Annotated in this window: 16 protein-coding genes and 1 rRNA gene; 8 read left to right on the top strand and 9 right to left on the bottom strand. The window is 72.3% G+C overall.

What is annotated here, in order from left to right:
- Window positions 1-40: 40 nt before the first annotated feature.
- On the top strand, window positions 41-829 hold the full coding sequence (locus tag AC07FV_RS00085; RefSeq protein ID WP_479083535.1) for an Rv3235 family protein: 789 nt from the start codon (window positions 41-43) through the stop codon (window positions 827-829).
- Between the two features lie 179 nt (window positions 830-1,008).
- Here AC07FV_RS00085 and secA read toward each other — a convergent pair whose 3' ends face one another.
- Window positions 1,009-3,852, bottom strand: a complete 2,844-nt coding sequence (secA, locus tag AC07FV_RS00080; protein WP_479083534.1) for a preprotein translocase subunit SecA — start codon at window positions 3,850-3,852, stop codon at window positions 1,009-1,011.
- 276 nt (window positions 3,853-4,128) lie between these two features.
- Here secA and AC07FV_RS00075 point away from each other — a divergent pair, with 276 nt between their 5' ends.
- On the top strand, window positions 4,129-4,695 hold the full coding sequence (locus AC07FV_RS00075; RefSeq protein ID WP_479083533.1) for a GNAT family N-acetyltransferase: 567 nt from the start codon (window positions 4,129-4,131) through the stop codon (window positions 4,693-4,695).
- A 62-nt stretch (window positions 4,696-4,757) separates the two neighbouring features.
- On the top strand, window positions 4,758-5,933 hold the full coding sequence (locus tag AC07FV_RS00070; RefSeq protein WP_479083531.1) for a winged helix-turn-helix domain-containing protein: 1,176 nt from the start codon (window positions 4,758-4,760) through the stop codon (window positions 5,931-5,933).
- A 4-nt stretch (window positions 5,934-5,937) separates the two neighbouring features.
- On the opposite strand, the gene AC07FV_RS00065 is transcribed toward AC07FV_RS00070, so the two are convergent.
- The 7 genes from AC07FV_RS00065 to mtnA form a co-directional block, all read right to left on the bottom strand.
- Window positions 5,938-6,693, bottom strand: a complete 756-nt coding sequence (locus tag AC07FV_RS00065) for a response regulator (protein WP_479083530.1) — start codon at window positions 6,691-6,693, stop codon at window positions 5,938-5,940.
- Window positions 6,694-6,910: 217 nt separating this feature from the next.
- Window positions 6,911-7,603 carry a ribosome hibernation-promoting factor, HPF/YfiA family gene (gene hpf / locus AC07FV_RS00060; RefSeq protein WP_383639965.1) on the bottom strand — a complete coding sequence of 231 codons (693 nt, stop codon included), beginning with the start codon at window positions 7,601-7,603 and terminating at the stop codon, window positions 6,911-6,913.
- A 313-nt stretch (window positions 7,604-7,916) separates the two neighbouring features.
- The gene (locus AC07FV_RS00055) at window positions 7,917-8,822 is read right to left on the bottom strand and encodes a ComF family protein (RefSeq protein ID WP_479083528.1); all 906 of its coding nucleotides are present in this window, start codon (window positions 8,820-8,822) and stop codon (window positions 7,917-7,919) included.
- Window positions 8,823-8,959: 137 nt separating this feature from the next.
- Window positions 8,960-10,801 carry an LpqB family beta-propeller domain-containing protein gene (locus AC07FV_RS00050; RefSeq protein ID WP_479083526.1) on the bottom strand — a complete coding sequence of 614 codons (1,842 nt, stop codon included), beginning with the start codon at window positions 10,799-10,801 and terminating at the stop codon, window positions 8,960-8,962.
- Window positions 10,791-12,878, bottom strand: coding sequence for an MtrAB system histidine kinase MtrB (gene mtrB / locus AC07FV_RS00045; protein ID WP_479083525.1), 2,088 nt, complete (start codon window positions 12,876-12,878; stop codon window positions 10,791-10,793). Before mtrB ends, AC07FV_RS00050 begins: the two co-directional genes overlap by 11 nt.
- A gap of 1 nt (window position 12,879) precedes the next feature.
- Window positions 12,880-13,569, bottom strand: a complete 690-nt coding sequence (gene mtrA / locus AC07FV_RS00040) for a two-component system response regulator MtrA (RefSeq protein WP_193776289.1) — start codon at window positions 13,567-13,569, stop codon at window positions 12,880-12,882.
- A gap of 4 nt (window positions 13,570-13,573) precedes the next feature.
- Window positions 13,574-14,716 carry an S-methyl-5-thioribose-1-phosphate isomerase gene (mtnA, locus tag AC07FV_RS00035; protein ID WP_479083523.1) on the bottom strand — a complete coding sequence of 381 codons (1,143 nt, stop codon included), beginning with the start codon at window positions 14,714-14,716 and terminating at the stop codon, window positions 13,574-13,576.
- A gap of 140 nt (window positions 14,717-14,856) precedes the next feature.
- Here mtnA and AC07FV_RS00030 point away from each other — a divergent pair, with 140 nt between their 5' ends.
- Genes AC07FV_RS00030 through AC07FV_RS00010 form a run of 5 tightly spaced genes read left to right on the top strand, consistent with a single transcriptional unit; the run spans window position 14,857 to window position 20,539 of the window.
- Complete coding sequence (locus tag AC07FV_RS00030) at window positions 14,857-16,248, top strand: glycerophosphoryl diester phosphodiesterase membrane domain-containing protein (RefSeq protein WP_479083522.1); 1,392 nt, start codon at window positions 14,857-14,859, stop codon at window positions 16,246-16,248.
- A 4-nt stretch (window positions 16,249-16,252) separates the two neighbouring features.
- The gene (locus AC07FV_RS00025; RefSeq protein WP_479083521.1) at window positions 16,253-17,023 is read left to right on the top strand and encodes a DUF4129 domain-containing protein; all 771 of its coding nucleotides are present in this window, start codon (window positions 16,253-16,255) and stop codon (window positions 17,021-17,023) included.
- On the top strand, window positions 17,020-18,240 hold the full coding sequence (locus AC07FV_RS00020) for a DUF4350 domain-containing protein (protein ID WP_479083519.1): 1,221 nt from the start codon (window positions 17,020-17,022) through the stop codon (window positions 18,238-18,240). The genes AC07FV_RS00025 and AC07FV_RS00020 overlap by 4 nt, the downstream gene beginning before the upstream one ends.
- Entirely contained in the window at window positions 18,240-19,229 is a 990-nt protein-coding gene (locus tag AC07FV_RS00015; RefSeq protein WP_479083518.1) for an AAA family ATPase, read from the top strand. The genes AC07FV_RS00020 and AC07FV_RS00015 overlap by 1 nt, the downstream gene beginning before the upstream one ends.
- On the top strand, window positions 19,229-20,539 hold the full coding sequence (locus tag AC07FV_RS00010) for a DUF58 domain-containing protein (protein ID WP_479083516.1): 1,311 nt from the start codon (window positions 19,229-19,231) through the stop codon (window positions 20,537-20,539). Before AC07FV_RS00015 ends, AC07FV_RS00010 begins: the two co-directional genes overlap by 1 nt.
- 95 nt (window positions 20,540-20,634) lie before the next feature.
- Here AC07FV_RS00010 and rrf read toward each other — a convergent pair.
- Window positions 20,635-20,751: ribosomal RNA gene (gene rrf, locus AC07FV_RS00005) — 5S ribosomal RNA — on the bottom strand.
- Window positions 20,752-20,908 lie beyond the last annotated feature (157 nt).

The following is a 20,908-nucleotide window of genomic DNA, read 5'->3' as shown; positions in this document are numbered from 1 at the left end:
CCGGTATCACCTCGGCCGGGCCACCGAACGGGGAGCCCCCATGCGCAAGGTCATGACCAGGACCCAGCTCAGCCCGGCCGGCACGTCCCTTCTCGTACCGGACCACGCGTCTCTCGCACCGGACCACGCGTCTCTCGCACCGGACCACGCGTCCCTCGTACCGGACCAGGTGTCCGCGAGCGCTCCCGCTCGCGTGTCCGGTGGCGTCCCGCCCCGCAGGCCCGGCGGCAGCGGCTCGCGGGCCACGGCGACCGGTGGCCGCCCGCCGGGCTCCCCGGGCAGGGCCGCGCGTGCCCGTACGAGGCCGACGGACACGCGCCCCGCCGCGACCGGTCCGGGCCGGGCCGGCGGGACGAACCGGCGGGCGGCCCTGGGCGCCCCTGGGACGGGCCCCGCCGCGCCGGCCGTACGCGGGACCGCCGTGCCCCCGCAGGCGCCTCTCGTCCCCGCCCAGACCCCTCGACGCCCCGTCCCGCAACTCCGCCCCACCGACCACTTCGCCGAGCTGCTCCTCCACGTGCTCAGCGGCCGGCGCCCCGTCCACTCGATGCTCCGCCACACCGTCGGGCGCGCCTACGACGAGCTGGCCCGCCTCGCCGAACGCGGCCCCCTGCGCACCCGCGGCGCCCTCCCCGTCGTCCGGGACATCGGCTACTTCGAGCCCCGGCCGGGCGCGCTGGAGGTCTTCGCCCGCATCGGCGCGGGTGACCAGCTCCGCGCCATGGCCTTCCGCCTGGAGCGGGGCCGGGACCTGCGCTGGCGTTGCACGGCGGTGGAGCTGGGCGGCCCCCGCGGGCGGCACACGGACGACGACGGAGACGACGACTGAGCGGACCCGGCCCCGGACAGGCCGAAGGGCCGGGCACCCAGGGGTGCCCGGCCCTTCCACCGGCCGGTGCGGCACCCGCGGGCACCGCACCGTCACTTCACACCGCCGCCGCCGGCGCTGTCACTTCGCGCGCCGGCGACGCGAGCGCTCCGTCGCGTCGAGCGCTGTCGCCTCCGCGGTCACTTCTTGCGGCGACGCCCGCCCTTGGCCTGCTTGCGGCGCTCCGCGCGCGTGAGCCCGTCGGACTGCGGCTGCGGCTCGCCGTCGGTGGTGAAGTCGCCCTCGACGACACCGCCCTCGCCGTCCACGGTCGGCGCGGAGAAGTGCAGCCCCCGGCGCTGCGGGGCGTCGAGTCCCTTGGCGCGGATCTCCGGGCGGGCACCCGTCTGGGCCGGGACCGCGTCCTGCGCGCCCTTCTCCAGCGACGGCGCCGCGTCCTCGACCGGAACCTCCTCGACCTGCTGCTCCACCTGGACCTCCAGGTTGAACAGGTAGCCGACGGACTCCTCCTTGATGCCCTCCATCATGGCCTGGAACATGTCGAAGCCCTCGCGCTGGTACTCGACCAGCGGGTCCTTCTGGGCCATCGCGCGCAGGCCGATGCCCTCCTGGAGGTAGTCCATCTCGTAGAGGTGCTCGCGCCACTTGCGGTCCAGGACCGAGAGCACGACCCGGCGCTCCAGCTCCCGCATGATCTCGGAGCCGAGCTGCGCCTCACGCGCTTCGTACTGCTCCTGGATGTCGTCCTTGATGGACTCCGAGATGTAGTCGGCCGTCAGGCCGGCCCGGTCGCCGGCCGCCTCCTCCAGCTCCTCGACGGTGATCTTCACCGGGTAGAGCTGCTTGAAGGCGCCCCAGAGCCGGTCGAGGTCCCAGTCCTCCGGGAAGCCCTCGGCGGTCTCGGCCTGCACGTACGCGTCGATCGTGTCGCCCATGAAGTGCTGGATCTGCTCCTGCAGGTCCTCGCCCTCCAGGACGCGGCGCCGCTCGCCGTAGATGACCTCGCGCTGCCGGTTGAGGACCTCGTCGTACTTCAGGACGTTCTTGCGGGTCTCGAAGTTCTGCGTCTCCACCTGCGACTGGGCGGAGGCGATCGCGCGCGTGACCATCTTGTTCTCGATGGGCACGTCGTCCGGGACGTTCGCCATCGACATCACGCGCTCGACCATCTGGGCCTTGAACAGCCGCATGAGGTCGTCGCCGAGGGAGAGGTAGAAGCGGGACTCGCCGGGGTCGCCCTGACGACCGGAACGACCGCGCAGCTGGTTGTCGATACGGCGCGACTCGTGCCGCTCGGTGCCCAGCACGTAGAGCCCGCCGAGGTCCTTGACCTCCTCGAACTCCGCCTTGACCGCCTGCTCGGCGCGCTCCAGCGCGGCGGGCAGGGCCGCGGCCCACTCCTCGATGTGCTCCTCGGGGTCGAGGCCGCGCTGGCGCAGCTCCGCCTCGGCGAGGTCCTCGGGGTTGCCGCCGAGCTTGATGTCCGTGCCACGGCCGGCCATGTTCGTCGCCACCGTCACGGAGCCCTTGCGGCCCGCCTGGGCGACGATCGTCGCCTCCCGGTCGTGCTGCTTGGCGTTGAGCACCTCGTGCTGGACGCCGCGCTTGCTGAGCTGCTGCGAGAGGTACTCGGACTTCTCGACCGAGGTGGTGCCGACGAGGATCGGCTGGCCCTTGCGGTGCTTCTCCTCGATGTCGTCGACGACCGCCTCGAACTTCGCGACCTCGGTGCGGTAGATCAGGTCCGACTGGTCCTTGCGGACCATCGGCCGGTTGGTGGGGATGGGCACCACGCCGAGCTTGTAGATCTGGTGGAACTCGGCGGCCTCGGTCATCGCCGTACCGGTCATGCCGGACAGACCGGGCAGTTCCTTGCCGTTGTGGTCGTGGCGCTTGTAGAGGCGGAAGAAGTTCTGGAGGGTGATCGTGGCGAGCGTCTGGTTCTCGTCCTTGATGTCCACCCCTTCCTTCGCCTCGATCGCCTGGTGCATGCCCTCGTTGTAGCGGCGGCCGGCGAGGATGCGGCCGGTGTGCTCGTCGACGATCATGACTTCGCCGTCGATGACGACGTAGTCCTTGTCCTTCTTGAAGAGTTCCTTGGCCTTGATGGCGTTGTTCAGGTAGCCGACCAGCGGGGTGTTCACCGACTCGTAGAGGTTGTCGATGCCCAGCCAGTCCTCGACCTTGGCGACACCCGACTCGTGGATGGCGACGGTGCGCTTCTTCTCGTCGACCTCGTAGTCGCCGGTCTCCTCGATGCCCTTGAGGGTGTTGCCGGCCTCGCCCCGCTTCAGGCGCGTGACCAGCTTGGCGAAGTCGCCGTACCACTTGGTGGCCTGGTCGGCCGGACCGGAGATGATCAGCGGCGTACGGGCCTCGTCCACCAGGATGGAGTCGACCTCGTCGACGATGGCGAAGTTGTGGCCGCGCTGGACGAGTTCGTCCTTGGACCACGCCATGTTGTCGCGCAGGTAGTCGAAGCCGAACTCGTTGTTCGTGCCGTAGGTGATGTCGCAGCCGTACATCTCGCGGCGCTGGGCCGGCGTCTGGTTGGCGAGGATGCAGCCGACGCTCAGACCGAGGAACTTGTGGACGCGGCCCATCATCTCGGAGTCGCGCTCGGCCAGGTAGTCGTTGACCGTGACGATGTGGACGCCCTCGCCGGCCAGCGCGTTGAGATACGCGGGCAGGGTGCCGACGAGGGTCTTGCCCTCACCGGTCTTCATCTCGGCGACGTAGCCCATGTGCAGGGCGGCGCCGCCCATCATCTGCACGTCGTAGTGACGCTGGCCCAGGACGCGCTTGGCGGCCTCCCGGACGGTGGCGAAGGCTTCGGGAAGCAGGTCGTCCAGGCTCTCACCGTCGGCGTAGCGCTGCTTGTACTCGTCGGTGAGCGCCCGCAGCTCGGCGTCGGAGAGGTCGACGAAGTCCTCTTCGATGGAGTTGACCTGGTCCGCGATGCGGTGCAGCTTGCGCAGGATCTTGCCTTCGCCTGCACGCATGATCTTCGAGAGGACGGACACGGGGGTTGGTCTCCTTGCCGGTCGGGCCTGGGACGGTCGTTTTCCTGTGACGTACTGAGCAACGGCCATCGTATGCGAGGACCCCGCCGCCCCGGGAGCCTGCTGTGACGGGGACCGTGTGCTCCTTCATCCAGCTTCCGGTCTGCTGTCACCCGGTTCAACGTCCGGGCTTGGCGGATGGTGCCGCGCCCGCGGGGAAACACACGGAAAGCGACCTTCTGTTCACGCAGGGCAAAAAGATGGCGCCCCGCCGAGGGCGCCGCGCAGAATCGGCCGATGGAACCCGTCACCCTCGCCACCGAGCGCCTCGTGCTGCGCACGGTCGGCCGCCAGGACACCGATGCCGTGTACGCCGCCTGCCAGGATCCCGACATCCAGCGCTGGACCACGATCCCCTCGCCCTACCTGCCGGAGCACGCGAAGGGCTTCACGGAGCAGATGGTCCCCGACGGCCTCGCGAACGGCTCCATGTTCACCTTCGGCCTCTTCCTCCCCGCCGGGGAACTGGTGGGCGTGCTCGGCGTCACGATGGTCTCCCCGGGTGTCGGGGAGATCGGCTACTGGGGCACCAAGGAGTACCGCGGCCGCGGCTACACCACCGAGGCCGCCGTCGCCGTCGCCCGCTGGGCCTTCACCGAGCGCGCGATCGACCGCCTGGAATGGCGCGCCGAGGTCGGCAACACGGCCTCCCGCGCGGTGGCCCTGCGCGCGGGCTTCACCATGGAGGGCACGCTGCGCTCCGCGATCAGCAACAACGGCGTGCGGCGCGACTGCTGGATCGGCTCCCTCCTGCCCTCGGACCTGGCCCTCCCCTCGACGGCCCCGTACGTGCCGGCGCCCTGACCCTCCGCGCCGCCCGCACGCGGGATCCCCGCTGTCAGACCCACCGCCTATCGTGCGGACGTATGACGACCCTCCCGCCCCCCGCCACGGACCTGTCCGCAGACGAGGCCCGCCGCCTCGCCCTCCGCGCGCAGGGGTTCCTCGGCGCCCCCGACCGGCGCGGAGGCGTCCGCGGTGTCCTGCGCCATCTCGGCGCGGTGCAGCTCGACACCATCTCGGTCCTCGCCCGCTCCCACGAGCTGATCCCCTACGCCCGCCTCGGCGCGGTGGGCCGCAAGACGGTCGAGGCGGCCTACTGGACGGACACCCACGCCTTCGAGTACTGGTCGCACGCGGCCTGCGTCCTCCCCATCGAGGAGTGGCCCCACTTCGCCTTCCGCCGCCGCGCCTACCGCAACCGCCCGCAGTGGAACCACGACCTCCCCGACGGTGTCTACGCCCAGGTCGTCAAGCAGCTCCGCGCCGAGGGCCCCCTCACCGCGACGGACCTGGGCGGTGCGAAGCGGACCAGCGAGTGGTGGGACTGGTCGGGGACGAAGGTCGCCGTGGAGCGCGCGCTCATGTACGGCGAGGTCGTGTGCGTCGAGCGCCGCGGCTGGAAGCGGGTGTACGACCTGGCGGAGCGCGCCGTGCCGGCCGGACTGCTGCACGACGACCTCGACGACGCGGAGTGCCTGCGCCGCCTGGTCCGGCTGGCCGGCCGGTCCCTGGGGGTCGGCACGCGCGCGGACATCGCGGACTACCACCGCCTCAAGGCCGAGCAGGTCGACGCCGTCATCGCCGAATCGGGGCTGGTCCCGGTCACGGTGGAGGGCTGGTCCAAGCCTGCCTGGGCGGACCCCGCGGCCCTCGAGACACCCCCGCGCGGCCGGCACCGCACGACGCTCCTCTCGCCCTTCGACTCCCTGGTCTGGGAGCGGGCGCGCACGGAACGGATCTTCGGCTTCACCCACCGCCTGGAGGCCTACGTGCCCAAGCAGAAGCGGGTGCACGGCTACTTCGCGATGCCGGTCCTGGCGGGCGGGCGGCTCGTCGGCCGCGTGGACCCGGCCCGCGAGGGACGCACCCTGGTCGCCAGGCAGGTCACGCTGGACGGCCCCAAGGCGGTCCCGGCGGTGGCCCAGGCCCTGGTCGAGGCGGCGGGCTGGGTGGACTGCACGGACGTGCGCGTGGAGCGGGTCGACGCGTCGGACCTGCGCGAGCCCCTCGCCGGTGAGCTGGCCCGCCTGCTCGCCTGACCGGTCAGCGGATCTCGAGGATCTTCTCCCGCATCGCGTACACCACGGCCTCCATCCTGGAGTGCAACTGCAGCTTCTCCAGGATGTTGCGCACGTGGTTCTTCACGGTGTTCTCGGAGATGAACAGTTCCTTGGCGATGTCCCGGTTGTTCATTCCCGTGGCGACGAGCTTGAGCACCTCCAGCTCGCGGTCCGTGAGCCGCGGCGCGGGCACCAGCCGGCGTTCGTCGGTCCGCTGGATCATCGACTTGAACTCGGTGAGCAGTTTCGACGCCATCGAGGGGCTGATCTGCGACTGCCCGTCGGCCACCGCGCGGATGGCGGTGGCCACCTCGTCCGTGGAGATCTCCTTGAGGAGATAGCCGGTCGCGCCCGCCTTGATCGCGTCGTAGAGGTCGGCCTCCTCGTCGCTGATCGTCAACATGATGATCTTCGCGCTGGGGGCCACCTCCTTGATGGAGGTGCAGGCCTCGATCCCGCCCCGCTTCGGCATCCGCACATCCATCAGGACGATGTCCGGCAGCAGGTCGGCGGCCTTCTCCACCGCCTCGGCGCCGTCCCCGGCCTCCCCGACGACCTGGATGTCCTCCTCGGCCGCGAGCACGATCTCCAGACCGCGGCGGAACAGGGCGTGGTCGTCCACCACCAGGACCCTGATCGGCTCCTCGCGCGCGGAGCCCGCGTCCGGGCCCATGCCGTCGGCACCGTCGTCGATCCCGTCGACGCCGTCGCCCCGCATCGGTCCGAAAGTGTCCGCCATCGTTCCTCCCCCTGAAGGCCGTGGCCCGAGGTCCTGAGCCATCGCCAACCCAGAGCAACGACCCACCGGTTGGGCCGTTGCCGCCATGATTCCATGTCCGGCCGACACCGGGGGGACGAGCGGCGCCACGAGGGGGTCGCAACCCTCGCGCACCGTCGCACACCGGTGCCCCTGGGGGCGCACACGCGCTCCAGGGGCACCGACTGTTCCGGCGTCGTCAGCCGCCCAGCGCGTCTCCCGCCTCGGGAGCGTGCGACTGGGTGACCATCGTGTCCGTGGTGAGGTGGATCACGCCGTAGTCGTAGGCGTGCCGCCGGTAGACGACGCTGGGTTCCTTGGTCTCGGAGTCGACGAACAGGTAGAAGTCGTGCCCGACCAGCTCCATCTCGTAGAGCGCCTGGTCGAGGGTCATCGGCGCGGCCACGTGGGTCTTCTCGCGGACGACGAGCGGGCCGTCGCCCTGCACCTCGAGCGAGCCGATCTTCTTGGTGGGGACGCCGTCCTGCTTCTCCTCCGGGACGATCTCGCCGTTCCCGTTCAGGGTCGCGGCGCCGGGGACGTGGTCGGCGACCTCGGCCGCCGAGATCCGGCGCGATCCGCGACGCGAGAAACGCTTGTCGTGCTGCTTGCGCAGCCGTGCGTCAAGCTTCTCCGCCGCCAGGTCGAGCGCCGCGTAGGGGTCGCTCGCCGCTGCCTCCGCCCGAATCACCGGACCGCGGGAGCGGAGCGTGATCTCCACTCGGTCGCAGCGGTCGGCCTGCCGGGGGTTCGGCTCCTTGGACACCTCGACGTCGAGGCTGATCACCTTGCCATCGAGCTTCTGGATCTTGTCCAGCTTCAGCTTCTCGGCCACGTGCTTCCGGAACCGCTCGGGCACCTCGGTCTTGCGGCCCTTGACGACGATGTCCACGCAGAACTCCGTTCCCGGATCACTCCGCTTCGACGGCGGAGCATCTCCCTTTCGCACCAGATTCCGGTCCGTACCGGAACCTCGGACTCGGTGACTTCCACCTCCTCCCCCGCGGGCGGTATCTCCACTCCCCCGGTGCGGGTGATGACGTGGGAACCCGCAGCGCGGCATTCGGATTCGGGAGGTGTGGCCTGCGGCTTTGCCTCACAACCGAACATATCTCGCCGGGGCGGAAGTCGTCACCCTCTACTGCGGCGTACCTCCGTTCCGGTGAATAAGCCCTCCCAATACCTGCAACAACACAAGTTCCCAGTCAGTTCCGGTTTATTTCGAAGGCTTCCGGTGATGCCGCGACCACTGCCGCGCGGATCACTCGACGTATCACGTCATCGCCTCCGTTCGGACCCGCCATTCGGGGCCCGGTCTTCCGTTCCTCTCTGCCTTCCCCTGGCGCCGACGGATACACAGCCGATCTTCCGCTCGGGTGCCCGCCCGGCCCCGTCCGGCGCTCGGACCCGGCGACCCTCCCCGCCGTGTGCGCCCGGGCCGTCTCCGCACGCACGGCGCGCGCCGCCTCCGTCAACGACGCCCCCGTCGTCATCAGGTCGTCGACCAGGACGACGGGCCCCCCGGCCCGCAGCAAGCGGCCCCCGCCGGGGACGACCGCCAGCGCGCCGGCCAGATTGCCGAGCCGCTGCCGGGCGTCGAGCCCCGACTGGTCGGCCACGGCTCGCCGCTGGCGCAGCACGGGCACCACCCGGGCGGCCGTCCCGTCCCGCCGCAGCCGCGCGGCGGCAGCGAGGGCGATCCGCCGCGCCGGGTCGTGTCCGCGCCGCCGCACCGCCCGCCGCGCGGACGGCACGGGCACCAACAGCACCGGCCCCCGTCCGGCCGAGCCCGTCGCCGTCCCTGCGTCCCCACACCCCTCCCGCAGCCCCGCGCGCACCGCCCCCGCCAGCGCCGCGCCGAGCGGTGCCGTGAGAGCCAGCGCGCCGCGCTCCTTGTGGGCCAGCAGAGCGGCCCGCACCTCGTCCGCATACCGCGCGGCCGCGTGCACGACCGGCAGCCCGGGCGGCTCCGGCACCGGCCGCACCCGGCTCGGCGCGGCCCCGCTCAGGGCCGTACGGCACCCGCCGCACAGCACGGCACGCCCCCTGCCGCAGCCGCCGCACTCGGCCGGCAGCACCAGGTCCTCGAGATCCCGCCACCATGTCCGCACGGCCACCACTGTGCCAACGCCCGCACGACTCGACCAGGCCTGTGGAAAACGCCGGAGCCGTCCCTGTGGACAACCCCGCGCCCCCGCCGTCGCGCCTCACTCACACGAGTGCGCGACCGCACCGCACGCCCCGGGGATCACCCCGGATAGACCGGCGCCGTCCCCTCCGTCACCTTCTGCCACTGCAGTCCGGACGGCAGCCGGACGATCAGGTCCTCCGAGTACGCCACCAGCGGCAGCCGCTCGTCCTCCGTCGCGGCGATCTCCTTCACGCCGGTCAGGGCGGCGGGCACCGAGGCCTCCGGCGTGGACCCGTCGACCTGCACGTACCCGATCTGCTGAACGCCCCCGCGCTCACGTCCGACCACCACGAGCCGGCTGTCACCGGCCCAGGACATCGCCGTGACCTCTTCCAGCTCGGGGGTCGCGGAGCGCGGTTCGACGACGGTGACCGCGGGCGGACCGTCCGCCTTCCCGTCCCGTTCGATCCGGCCGATGAGCAGCGAGCGCTCGTCGTCCTTCTCCACGATCAGCGCGATCCGCACGCCGTCGGCGGCCACGCGAACCGCCTGGACCCGTCCGTCCAGCCCCGGCGTCCGCACCTCCACCGGCGCGCCCGCGCCCTTCTCCAGCAGCAGCAGACGGGGGTCGGCCGGGTTGCGGTCGGCGATCCACAGGTCCCCCTGCGCGTCCCAGCTGGGCGGAGTCAGCCGGTCCGCCTCCGTCTTGCCCTTGCTGACCAGCACCGCGTCGCCGAGCGAGCCCCCCGACACCAGCGACCCGACGTACAGCGACTTGTTGTCCAGCCCGATCCCGGCCGCGCTGTGCTCGTCCCGCGACACCGCCACCGACCGCAGGGCCGCCGCGCCCTCGCCGAGCGCGCCGGGGACGCGTTCCGACCGGGTCCCGTTGCTGCCGGCGGCGATGCGGACCAGGCGGTCCTCGTCGTCGATGAAGTACAGGTAGTCGGGACGCTGGGCCGAGCCGCGCGTCGCCACCGCCTCCGCGCGGTCCTCGGTGAGCGAGCAGAGGTGCTCACGGCCCGAGCGCAGCTCGACCTCGTCCACCACCGGGGTGAGGTTCTGCAGGGTGAACAGGAGCTGCGCCGCCATCTCGTCGCACTTGCCCGCGCCGACCCCCGCCGCTTCCTCGTTCAGGCTCACCGTCAGCTTGTTGTGGTCGTCGGGAGTCAGCGAGTCGACGTTCTCGGCGAGCGCCGTACCGGTCGGGAAGCTGGACCGCACCACCGGACCGAGCAGGCTCGTCGGACCGCTGATCAGGGAACGCACCACCTGGGTCATGGGGTCCACGAGCCGCCGCACGTACACCGGATCGGCGACGGCGGCCGGCTGCGCACTGGTACCGGCCTGGGTCGTGGGGCTTGTGTTCGAGGCGAAGTAGTACTTGTTGACGGACATGTAGGTGCGCTGGAAGTCCGACTTGCCCATGATGACGCCCTGCGGCACGGAGTCGATGCGCCACTGCCCGCTCTTGCCGTCGCGCGTGAGGTGGACCGGTTCGCGGTACTGGCCGTCGGTCGGCGCGTACGACTGCTGGGCGTCCACGGTGGCGACCCGGGCGCCGGTCAGCGTCACCGAGTAGTCGTTGGCCTCCTCACGGCTGCCGGAGTGGTCGGACTCGGTTCCCGGCCCGCCCGCGAGCACCGTGGTGGAGCGTTCCGGCTCCCAGGTCTTCGCGGCCTCGCCCGTCAGGTACTGGCGGGCCGTCTCGTAGTGCGGTTCGTTGCTGGTCAGCGCCTCCAGGAAGCCCTGCACGATCTCCGTGGGCGAGTCGCCGTCCCGCGGCGGCATCGCGAAGACCCGCACCTGCGGGTCCTGGCGCGGCGTGGAGTCCACCCCGCGCAGGTCCCCGCTGTCGGGCATGGACGCACACCCCGCCAGCAGTACGGCGCCGCAGACGGCGTACGCCACCGAGCGTGCCGGCACCCGCCGACCGCTCCCCCCGCGGTCAGCGCCCACGAGTTGCCTCCCCTTGCCTGCTCGTTTCCTCCGGCCCGGCGTCCGGGCGGTCCGCCGCCTCGGGCGCGGGCCCGCCGTCCTGTCTCCGGGCGCCCGACACGGGCCGAGGCACCACGCGCGCGCCGTTGCCCGGCATCGCCGTCGGGTCGGCCGTCGGGGTCGGCGGCGCCGACCGCGGGGGTATCGGGCCCCGCGCGGACACCGGGTCCTGTCCTCCGGTCGCCTGCGCCGGGACGCCGGCCGCCGTGCCCCCGCCGCGCGGCGAACCGGCGTCACGGGAGCCTGAGTCGTCGAGACCCGCGTCGTGCAGCCCGCGGTTGCGACGGGAGTCCGTCGGCTCCAGCGGTATCGGTGAGCCCCGCAACGGCTCGTCCGCGGTCCTGGGCAGCGTCAGCCGGAACTGCGAGCCGCCGCCCGGCTCGCCCCAGGCCTGCAGCCAGCCGCCGTGCAGCCGCGCGTCCTCCAGGGCGATGGACAGACCCAGTCCCGTACCGCCGGTGGTACGCGCGCGTGCCGGGTCGGCCCGCCAGAAGCGGCTGAAGACCCGGGTGGCCTCGCCGGGCTTGAGTCCGACGCCGTAGTCGCGCACCGCGACGGCCACCGCACCGCCCGCCGCCGCGAGCTTGACGACGACGTCGTGGCCCTCGCCGTGCTCGACGGCGTTGACGACGAGGTTGCGCAGCACCCGCTCCACGCGCCGGGCGTCCGCCTCGGCGACCACGGGCTGCTGGTCGCCTGCGACGCGTATCCGCGTGCCCTTGCGCTCGGCGAGCGGCTCGGCGCCGCTGACGACCCGCCGGACGACCTCCCGGAGGTCTATCGGCTCCGCCTCCAGCGCCGCGGCGCCCGCGTCGAAGCGGCTGATCTCCAGCAGGTCCGCGAGGAGCGTCTCGAACCGGTCCAGCTGGTCGGCGAGCAGCTCCGCCGACCGCGCGGTCACCGGATCGAAGTCCACGCGCGCGTCGTGGATGACGTCGGCGGCCATCCGCACGGTCGTCAGCGGGGTGCGCAGCTCGTGCGACACGTCGGAGACGAAGCGCCGCTGCATCCGCGACAGGTCCTCGAGCTGGCTGATCTTCAGCTGGAGGTTCTGCGCCATCTTGTTGAAGGCCTCGCCGAGCCGCGCGATGTCGTCCTCGCCGGTGACCTTCATCCGTTCCTGGAGCCGCCCGGCGGACAGCCGCTCGGCGATGCTCGCCGCCATCCGCACCGGCGTGACGACCTGCCGCACCACGAGCCACGCGATGGCCCCCAGCAGGACCACGACGAACAGCCCGGCCGTCGCCAGCGTCCCTCTGACCAGGCTCAGCGACTCCTCCTCCTGGGTCAGCGGGAAGAGGTAGTACAGCTGGTACGGCTCACCGTTCGGGTCGTTCACCTGCTTGCCGATGACCAGGCCGGGCTGGGAGGCACCGTCGGAGTCGTAGGTGATCCGCGTATAGCTCTGGGCCGCCGCCGTGTCGCCGTCGATCCGCTCGCGCAGCTCCTCCGGCACGCTCTGCGACCAGTTGACCAGGCCGGAGGCGCGCGGGCCGCGACCGCTGCCGCTGTCCCCGCCCATGGGGAGCGTGACCACGTCGAAGGCGCCCTGGCCACCGCTGGAGAGCGACTTCACCAGTTCACTCATCCACTGGATGACGTTCTGCGGGGAGCGGCCGTCCACGGGAGCACCGTCGTCGCCGCCGACGCTCGCCGCCTCCTCGGCCTTCTGCCTGGCCACCGCGAACCCGCCGGTGGCCTGGCTCTGGGACGCCTTCACCTTGGCGTCCAGCAGGCCGTTGCGGACCTGCCCGATCACCACGAAGCCGAGCAGCAGCACCACGCCCAGCGACATCAGCAGCGTGGTCACGACGACCTTGAGCTGGATGTTGCGCCGCCACAGTCGCATCACGGGCAGCAGCGGACGCCGGACCCAGCGCATGAACAACCGGATCACCGGACTGCCCTGCACCCCGCCGTGCAGCAGCCCGCCGTCGAGAAGCCGGCGCCAACGGGAACCGGCGGGCGGGTGGCCGACAGGCCGTCCGGCGCGGGCCCCGGACCGGCCGGGCGCCGAAGCGGCACTGTCCCTGCTCATGTCAGCTCGGTCCCGCCTTGTAGCCGACGCCACGGACGGTCACGACGATCTCCGGCTTCTCCGGGTCCTTCTCGACCTTGGAGCGCAGCCGCTGTACGTGCACGTTGACCAGCCGGGTGTCGGCCGCGTGCCGGTAGCCCCAGACCTGCTCGAGGAGCACTTCGCGCGTGAACACCTGCCACGGCTTGCGGGCCAGCGCCACCAGCAGGTCGAACTCCAGCGGCGTCAGGGCGATCGACTGCCCCTCCCGCTTCACGGAGTGACCGGCCACGTCGATGACCAGGTCGCCTATGGCGAGCTGCTCCGGCGCCGGCTCCTCGGACCTCCGCAGGCGCGCCCGGATACGGGCCACCAGCTCCTTCGGCTTGAACGGCTTCACGATGTAGTCGTCGGCACCCGACTCGAGACCCACCACGACGTCGACGGTGTCACTCTTCGCCGTCAGCATCACGATCGGCACACCCGACTCCGCCCTGATCAGGCGGCACACCTCGATGCCGTCCCGACCGGGCAGCATGAGGTCGAGCAGTACCAGGTCCGGCTTGGTCTCCCGGAAGGCGGCCAGCGCCTTGTCGCCGTCGGCTACGAAAGATGGCTCAAAACCCTCACCACGCAGCACAATGCCGAGCATCTCGGCCAGTGCGGTGTCGTCGTCGACGACAAGGACTCGTCCCTTCATAAACGACATCATCCCATTAGCTAATCGTTACCTGGCGTGACCTGGCACACAGCTCGGCCAGGGCGTCGGCCGTCACGGGCGAAATCACGCCCTCCTCGGTGACGATCGCCGTCACCAACTCGGGCGGGGTCACGTCGAACGCCGGGTTGTACGCCTGGGTCCCCAGGGGTGCCACCGGAATTCCGCCTCCCGCTCCGGTCACCGGCACCTGGGGTGCTGTGATCTCGGTCACTTCGTACCCGGGGCGCTGTTCGACCTCGATGGACGCCCCGTCCCTGGTGCCCCGATCCACCGTCGTGAGCGGCGCCACCACGATGAACGGCACGTGGTGGTACCTGGCGAGCACGGCGAGCGGATAGCTCCCCACCTTGTTCGCCACCGAACCGTCGGCCGCGATGCGGTCCGCGCCGATGAGCACCGCGTCCACCTCACCCGCCGCGAACAGCGAACCGGCCGCGTTGTCGGTCAGCAAGGTGTACGCCATGCCGTTGCGGGCCGCCTCGTATGCCGTCAGGCGAGCACCTTGCAGCAACGGACGCGTTTCGTCCACCCACAGGCGCCGCAGCCGGCCCGACCGGTGTGCCGCGAGCGCCACCGCGAAGGCGGTCCCCTCGCCGCCCGACACCAGCGCACCGGTGTTGCAGTGCGTGAGGACGCGGTGCCCGCCGGCGGGCAGCAGCTCGTCCAGCAGCGCCGACCCGTGCGCGGCCATCCGGACGCTGGCCTCGGCGTCCTCCCGGTGCAACGCCCGGGCCGCGGTCAGGGCGGCCGCGGCGGCCTGCCCGGTGTCGCCGGTCCTGGCGAGCGCCTCCTGGTGGGCTGCGTGCGCCCGACCGACACCGACGGCGAGGTTCACCGCGGTGGGGCGGGCCCCCGCCAGCGCGGCCGCGGCCTCCTCCACCTCGAAGCCCCTGGCGGCGGCGAGCGCGACGCCGTAGGCGCCCGCGACACCGAGCAGGGGTGCCCCGCGCACGGCGAGCGAGCGTATCGCCTCCACGAGCGCGGACGGGTCCGTGCAGACCAGCTCGACCTCCTCGACCGGCAGCCTCGTCTGGTCCAGCAGGACCAGCACCGGGCCCTCTGGTGGTTCCTCCCAGCGCAGTGCCGGGATCTCGGTCGGCCGCTTGTCCTCGCCGCGTCGCGCGTCCTGATCAGCCATGCGGTCAGTCTGCCCCCTATCCGGCGGACAATTGAAGGTGCGCAGCCCCTACCGCGCCCGGTCCGCCGCCGACCACCCCATGGCACGATGGCTGCCAACCTGCCGCCGCGCCCGCGGACGGGCACCGTGAAGGAGCGACGATGAACGACACTCCGGGCTGGGCCTCGCCCGGATCCGCCCCGTCCGACGGGCGGGAGCCCGGCACGTCCGGCCCCGCCGAGCCCGCCGACCGCCCCGGCGTCCCCGATCAGCCGGCGCGGCCCGCGGACCAGCCGGGCACGGACCAGCCGGGCACGGAACCGACGGGCCCCGGCACGAAGTGGTCGAAGGAGCAGCCGCCCCCCGGCCAGTGGTCGGCGCCGACCGGCCCCGAGCAGTCCCCGCCGCCTCCGCCTCCGAACCAGGGCTGGGGCGCCCCGCCTCCGGGCGGACCCGGTGGCTACGGCGGACCCGGCCCGGGCGGCTACGGCGGCCAGGGCGGGGCCTACGGCGGTTACGGCCCCCCTGGTGGGCCCGGCGGCTGGGGAGGCGGCTGGGGCGGTCCCCCGCCCGCGGCCAAGCCCGGCGTGATCCCGCTCCGTCCGCTCGGCGTCGGCGAGATCCTCGACGGCGCCGTCTCCACCATGCGCACCTACTGGCGCACGGTCCTCGGCATCTCGCTGACCATCGCGGTGCTCACGGAGATCGTCGTCGTGCTGCTCCAGGGCCTCGTCCTGGACGACTCCAGCTCCGAGGTCCTCAACGACCCCGACGCCACCCTCGGTGAACTCGGCGACGCCCTGACCGAGACCACGCTCAACTCGGGCGTCGTCTTCCTGATCTCGCTGATCGGCACCGTCCTGGCCACCGCCCTGCTCACGACCGTCACCAGTCGGGCCGTGCTCGGCAGGCCGGTGACGACCGGTGAGGCCTGGCGGGACGCCCGCCCCCAGGTGGCGAAGCTCTTCGGTCTGATCGTCCTGCTGCTGCTCATCGTCGCCGGCATCGTCACGCTCGGCATGACTCCGGGTCTCCTCGTGTCCGCCGCGGGGGGCGGCGACGCGGGCGTGGCCCTGGCCGTACTGGGCGCTCTGGCGGCCGGTGTCCTCACGGTGTGGCTCATGGTCCGGCTCTCGCTGGCCTCCCCCGCCCTGATGCTGGAGAAGCAGGGCATCAAGCAGGCGATGAGCCGCTCCCTGAAACTGGTCCGCGGCGCCTGGTGGCGGGTCTTCGGCATCCAGCTGCTCGCGACGATCATCGCGACCGTCGTCGCGTCGATCATCGCCATCCCCTTCGCCTTCCTCGCCGCGGCCCTCGGCAGCGGCGGCATCAGCGGCTTCCTCGACGGCACCGGGAACCTCGGCTGGACCTTCCTCATCGTCAGCGGCATCGGCTCGGTGATCGGCTCCATGATCACCTTCCCGATCACGGCGGGCGTCACCGTGCTGCTGTACATCGACCAGCGCATCCGCCGCGAGGCCCTCGACCTGGAACTGGCCCGTGCCGCCGGCCTCCCGGGTTCCGGCGCCTCCGGCACCACTCCGGGGAGCTGATGCGGTGAGCCCGGCGGGGGGAGTGCTCACGGAGGTGCTGTCACGCGCCGCCGTACGGACGTCGTCCCAGGCCGGCGGCACCTCCGTGCTGTCGCTGCCGCGGGCCGGTGACGAACCGCCGGTGACGGTCCCGCGCGACCCCGCGCGGGAGGCGGCCCGGGACGAGCTGTCCAAGCGGATGTACCACGAGAACGACCCCGGCTGGTTCCAGCGGGCCCTGAACGCCTTCTGGGACTGGGTCGACGAGCTGTTCAGCAGGGCGTCCACCGCGACGCCCGGGGGGACGCTCGGCCTGGTGGTCGTCATCGTGGCCGTCCTGGCGGTGCTGGGCGCCCTCTGGTGGCGCCTGGGCACCCCGCGCCGCGAGCCGGCCTCCGCCCCCGCCCTCTTCGACGACCGTCCGCGCAGCGCCGCCGACCACCGCGCCGCAGCCGAGGCGCACGCCGCCCAGCGGCACTGGAACCAGGCGGTCCAGGAACGCATGCGGGCCGTCGTCCGCGCACTGGAGGAACGGGCCCTGCTGGACCTCCGCCCCGGCCGCACCGCCGACGAGGCGGCCGCCGAGGCCGGCCGCGCCCTGCCCGCCCACGGCGACCGGCTGCGCGCCGCGGCCCGGGACTTCGACGACGTCACGTACGGCGGCCGTCCCGGCACCGAGCAGACGTACCGGCGCCTGACCGAACTCGACCGCGACCTGGAGCGCACCAAGCCGCAGCCGATGGCCGGCACGGTCGGCAACGGGGACTCGAACACCTCCCGGGGAGCCGCCGGATGACCACCGAGGCCACGCTCCCCACCACCTCGGTCTCGCCCACCGCCCGCCAGGTGTGGACCCGCGCTCGGGGCATCGCCCTCGCCCTCGTCGTCCTGCTCGCCGGTGCCGTCGCGATCGCCGTCATCCGCTCCGACGCCCGCCACGGGGAACTCGACCCTCGCTCCGCCGACCCCTACGGCAGCCGGGCGGTCGCCGAACTCCTCGCCGACCGGGGGGTGTCCACGCGCGTGGTGACCACCCTGGACGACGCACGCGCCGCGGCCGGCCCGGACACCACGCTCCTCGTCGCCGTCCCGGACCTGCTGACCGGACGTCAGCAGACGCAGCTGCACGCGGCGACCGAGGGCTCGGGCGGCCGTACCCTCCTGGTGGCTCCCGGCGGCCCCGCCGTCGAACGCCTCGCCCCGGGCGTCACCGCGGACCCCGCGCTCAGCTTCGACTCCACGCTGGCCCCCGACTGCGCCTTGCCGGCCGCACGGCGCGCAGGCACCGCCGACACCGGCGGCGTCCGCTACAGCAGCAACCACATCGAGGCCGAGGCCTGCTATCCCAGCCGGCGTCTGGCCACCCTGCTGCGCATCCCGGACGCGTCCGCGAAGACGCCCCAGGAGCACACTCCGGGCGACACCGTCGTCCTGGGCGCCCCCGACATCCTCTACAACGACCGCCTCGACAAGCACGGCAACGCCTCGCTCGCCCTGCAACTCCTCGGCTCCCGCGCACACCTGGTCTGGTACCTCCCCTCGCTCACCGACGCCACCACCCCGGACGACGAACGGAGCTTCTTCGACCTGCTCCCGTCGGGCTGGCTCTGGGGCACCCTGCAACTCTTCGTCGCCGCGGCACTCGCGGCCCTGTGGCGGGCACGCCGGCTCGGCCCCCTGGTACCGGAGAACCTCCCCGTGGCGATCCGCGCCTCCGAGACCGTCGAAGGCCGCGCCCGCCTCTACCGCAAGGCGAACGCCCGCGACCGCGCCGCGACCGCTCTTCGCTCCGCCACCCGCACCCGCCTCGCCCCCCTCGTCGGCGTCCCCGTCGCCCAGGCGCACGCGCCCGAGGCCCTGCTCCCCGCCCTGTCCACCCACCTCACCGGCGCACACGACGGCGGACAAACCCTGCACACCCTCCTCTTCGGCCCGCCGCCCGGCGACGACGCGGCCCTCACAGCCCTCGCCGACCAACTCGACGCCCTCGAAAGAGAGGTACGCCGTCCATGATGGACCCGACCACTGACAACGCCGGGCGGACCGGGAACCCGGGCGACGCCCGCGCCTCCCTGGAAGCCCTGCGCGCCGAGATCGCGAAGGCCGTGGTCGGCCAGGACGCCGCCGTCACCGGTCTCGTCGTAGCGCTCCTGTGCCGCGGCCACGTGCTCCTGGAAGGCGTCCCCGGGGTCGCCAAGACCCTCCTCGTGCGCGCCCTCGCCGCCGCCACCGAACTCGACACCAAGCGCGTCCAGTTCACCCCCGACCTGATGCCGAGCGACGTCACCGGCTCCCTCGTCTACGACGCCCGCACCGCCGAGTTCTCCTTCCAGCCCGGTCCCGCGTTCACCAACCTCCTGCTCGCCGACGAGATCAACCGCACGCCCCCGAAGACCCAGTCGTCCCTCCTCGAAGCCATGGAGGAACGCCAGATCACGGTCGACGGCACACCCCGTCCCCTCCCTGAGCCCTTCCTGGTCGCGGCGACCCAGAACCCGGTCGAGTACGAGGGCACCTATCCCCTGCCAGAGGCCCAGCTGGACCGCTTCCTTCTCAAGCTGACCGTCCCGCTCCCCTCCCGCCAGGACGAGATCGACGTCCTCACCCGCCACGCCTCGGGCTTCAACCCGCGCGACCTGCGCGCCGCCGGCGTACGCCCCGTGGCGAACGCCGCCGATCTGGAGGCCGCCCGCGCGGAGGTCGCCAAGACGACCGTCTCCCCGGAGATCACTGGGTACGTCGTCGACATCTGCCGGGCCACCCGCGAGTCGCCGTCCCTCACCCTCGGCGTCTCCCCGCGCGGAGCCACGGCCCTGCTCGCGACGGCCCGCGCCTGGGCCTGGCTGACGGGCCGCGACTACGTCACCCCTGACGACGTGAAGGCCCTGGCCCTGCCCACTCTCCGGCACCGGGTGCAGCTCCGTCCGGAGGCCGAGATGGAGGGCGTGACCACGGACTCCGTGATCAACGCGATCCTCGCCCACGTCCCCGTGCCCCGCTGATGGCCTTCACCGGACGCGCCGCGCTCCTGGCGGCCCTGGGCTCCGTCCCCGTCGGCATCTGGGAACCGGGCCTGACGGGGATCCTCGCGGTCAACGTCCCGCTGGCAGCGGCCTGCGCCTGCGACTTCGCCCTGGCCGCCCCCGTACGGCGTCTGCGCCTGTCCCGCAGCGGCGACACGTCCACCCGTCTGGGGGGCACCACCGACATCACGCTGACGGTCACCAACCCCTCCACCCGTCCCCTTCGGGCCCACCTCCGCGACGCGTGGCCGCCCAGCAGCTGGCCGGACGGCGGGGAGGCGGCGGCCTCACGCCACCGGGTGACGGTGCCCGCCGGTGAACGCAGGCGCGTCACCACGCGTCTGCGCCCCACGCGCCGCGGCGACCACCGCTCGGACCGCGTCACGATCCGCTCGTACGGGCCGCTGGGGCTCTTCACCCGTCAGGGCGCCCACCGGGTCCCGTGGACGGTGCGCGTCCTGCCGCCTTTCGCCAGCCGCAAGCATCTCCCCTCGAAGCTGTCCCGACTCCGCGAACTCGACGGCCGCACGAGCCTGCTCACCCGCGGCGAGGGCACGGAGTTCGACAGCCTGCGTGAGTACGTCCCCGGCGACGACACCCGTTCCATCGACTGGCGGGCGACCGCTCGCCAGACCACCGTCGCGGTACGCACCTGGCGCCCGGAGCGGGACCGGCACATCCTGCTCGTCCTCGACACCGGCCGCACCTCCGCCGGCCGTGTCGGTGACGCCCCCCGGCTGGACGCCTCCATGGACGCCGCTCTGCTCCTGGCCGCGCTGGCCTCCCGGGCGGGCGACCGCGTGGACCTTCTCGCGTACGACCGTCGGGTGCGCGCTCACATACAGGGCCGCACGGCGAGCGATCTGCTCCCGTCACTGGTCAATGCCATGGCCGCTCTGGAGCCGGAACTCGTGGAGACCGACGCGCGCGGTCTCACCGCCATGGCCCTGCGCTCGGCCCCGCGCCGCTCGCTGGTCGTCCTGCTCACGACGCTCGACGCCGCCCCGATCGAAGAGGGGCTTCTCCCGGTCCTGTCCCGACTGACTCAGCGCCATACGGTGCTCCTGGCGTCGGTGGCGGACCCGCAGATCGCGCGCATGGCTGAGGCTCGCGGTACCACGGACGCGGTCTACGAGGCCGCGGCGGCCGCACAGGCCCAGTCGGAACGCGACCGCACCGCCGACCAGCTCCGCCGGCACGGCGTCACGGTAGTCGACGCGACCCCGGACAACCTCGCCCCGGCACTGGCGGACGCCTATCTCGAACTGAAGGCAGCAGGACGTCTATGACCGGCGGGGCAGCCCGCCCCGCCGCTCTCCCGGCACTCCCCCTAAACGCAGAAAACCCCGCACCGTTCCCGGTGCGGGGTCTTCTCGCAATGATTGTTCGGCGGCGTCCTACTCTCCCACAGGGTCCCCCCTGCAGTACCATCGGCGCTGAAAGGCTTAGCTTCCGGGTTCGGAATGTAACCGGGCGTTTCCCTAACGCTATGACCACCGAAACACTATGAAACTGACAACCGCACCATGTGTGGCACATGGGGTTGTTCGTGGTTTCAGAACCAACACAGTGGACGCGAGCAACTGAGGACAAGCCCTCGGCCTATTAGTACCGGTCACCTCCACACCTTGCGGTGCTTCCAGATCCGGCCTATCAAC

This window comes from Streptomyces sp. NPDC045956, from assembly GCF_056430705.1.
Note: the sequence above shows the minus strand (reverse complement) of the source record. Positions and strands in the feature narration are given on the sequence as shown.

Bases quoted from the DNA above. Each gene is read 5' to 3' on its own strand.
- AC07FV_RS00085 (WP_479083535.1), top strand. From the start codon at position 41: ATGCGCAAGGTCATGACCAGGACCCAGCTCAGCCCGGCCGGCACGTCC.
- AC07FV_RS00075 (WP_479083533.1), top strand. From the start codon at position 4,129: ATGGAACCCGTCACCCTCGCCACCGAGCGCCTCGTGCTGCGCACGGTC.
- AC07FV_RS00070 (WP_479083531.1), top strand. From the start codon at position 4,758: ATGACGACCCTCCCGCCCCCCGCCACGGACCTGTCCGCAGACGAGGCC.
- AC07FV_RS00065 (WP_479083530.1), bottom strand. From the start codon at position 6,693: ATGGCGGACACTTTCGGACCGATGCGGGGCGACGGCGTCGACGGGATC.
- mtrB (WP_479083525.1), bottom strand. From the start codon at position 12,878: ATGAGCAGGGACAGTGCCGCTTCGGCGCCCGGCCGGTCCGGGGCCCGC.
- mtrA (WP_193776289.1), bottom strand. From the start codon at position 13,569: ATGATGTCGTTTATGAAGGGACGAGTCCTTGTCGTCGACGACGACACC.
- mtnA (WP_479083523.1), bottom strand. From the start codon at position 14,716: ATGGCTGATCAGGACGCGCGACGCGGCGAGGACAAGCGGCCGACCGAG.
- AC07FV_RS00030 (WP_479083522.1), top strand. From the start codon at position 14,857: ATGAACGACACTCCGGGCTGGGCCTCGCCCGGATCCGCCCCGTCCGAC.
- AC07FV_RS00020 (WP_479083519.1), top strand. From the start codon at position 17,020: ATGACCACCGAGGCCACGCTCCCCACCACCTCGGTCTCGCCCACCGCC.
- AC07FV_RS00015 (WP_479083518.1), top strand. From the start codon at position 18,240: ATGGACCCGACCACTGACAACGCCGGGCGGACCGGGAACCCGGGCGAC.
- AC07FV_RS00010 (WP_479083516.1), top strand. From the start codon at position 19,229: ATGGCCTTCACCGGACGCGCCGCGCTCCTGGCGGCCCTGGGCTCCGTC.